Source organism: Streptomyces sp. NPDC102274, assembly GCF_044766385.1.
GTDB lineage: Bacteria > Actinomycetota > Actinomycetes > Streptomycetales > Streptomycetaceae > Streptomyces.
The window spans coordinates 1-1,294 of sequence record NZ_JBIWLW010000148.1 but is presented as its reverse complement, the minus strand read 5'-3'; the positions used below and the strand labels follow the sequence as shown (position 1 = coordinate 1,294).

The window sequence follows — 1,294 nt, the reverse complement described above, 5'->3', positions numbered from 1 at the left end:
TGAAGTTGCCCCGGTTTGATGGACAACCTTTCGCTTTGGGACACTGGGTCCCGCAAAGGAGGAGTTCATCGTGCCAAGGACGCGTCCGGCCTACCCGCCGGAGTTCCGTCGCCGGATAGTCGAGCTGGTTCGGGCCGGGCGGTCGCCGGAGGAACTGGCGAAGGAGTTCGAGCCGTCCGCCCAGACCATCCGCGCCTGGGCCAACCAGGACCGGGTGAACACCGGGGAACGCTCCGGCTTGACCAGCGACGAGAAGGAGGACTCGCCCAACTGCGCCGTGAGGTGGAGCAGTTGCGCGAGGAGAAGGAGATCCTCCGCAAGGCCACGGTTTTCTTCGTCCGGGAGACCGGCCGGTGATCTGTTACCGGCTGATCGACGAGAACACTGCACACCACGACGTCTCCCTCATGGCCCGGCTGCTGGGTGTGTCACGGCAGGGCTACTACGCGTGGAAGGACCGCGCCCCCTCCCGTCGGCGGCGGGAGGACGCCGACCTCACGGAGAAGATCCGCGGGCACCACAAGAAGTCCCACGGCACCTACGGAGCCCCGCGCATCCACGCGGACCTGCGCGAGATCGACGGCCTCTCCGTAGGACGCAAGCGCGTCGCCCGACTCATGCGCAAGGCCGGGCTGAGCGGCGTGCACCGCCGCACCGGCCGGGCCTCGCTCACCCGCCAGGACCTGCGGGCCACGCCTGCCCCCGACCTGATCGGCCGCGATTTCACCGCGAGCGCGCCGAACCTGCGCTGGACCGCGGACATCACCTACGTCCCCACCGACGAAGGCTGGCTCTACCTCGCCGTCGTCCTGGACCTGTTCTCCCGCCGCATCGTCGGCTGGGCGATGGACGACCACATGAGAACCGAGCTGGTCACCGACGCCCTCGCCATGGCGGTCACGGCCCGCAGACCCCGCCCCGGCCTCATCCACCACAGCGACAAGGGCTCCCAATACACCAGCCTGACGTTCGGTCAGCGATGTGATGAGGCCGGGATCCTGCCTTCTGCCGGCCGCACCGGCTCGTGCTACGACAACGCCGTTACTGAGAGCTTCTTCGCCTCCTTGGAGACTGAACTCATCGACCGAACCGTCTTCCCCACCCGCTACCATGCCGAAAAGGCCCTCTTCGGCTACATTGAGGGCTTTTACAACCCCCGGCGCCGCCACTCGGCGAACGGCCAGCTCAGCCCAGCCGAGTACGAACGTCGCCACTCTGCGGCACGAAATACACTGCTTCACGCAGCCGCATAGATCGCAAGCCCATCGGTGTCTGCCACACCGGGGCAACTTCA

The 1,294-nt window shown here is 67.0% G+C and carries 1 pseudogene; it reads left to right on the top strand.

The window, feature by feature from the left end:
* The first annotated feature begins 70 nt into the window (after positions 1-70).
* Positions 71-1,253, top strand: a pseudogene (locus ACIRQP_RS42475) (IS3 family transposase).
* Positions 1,254-1,294: the final 41 nt, after the last annotated feature.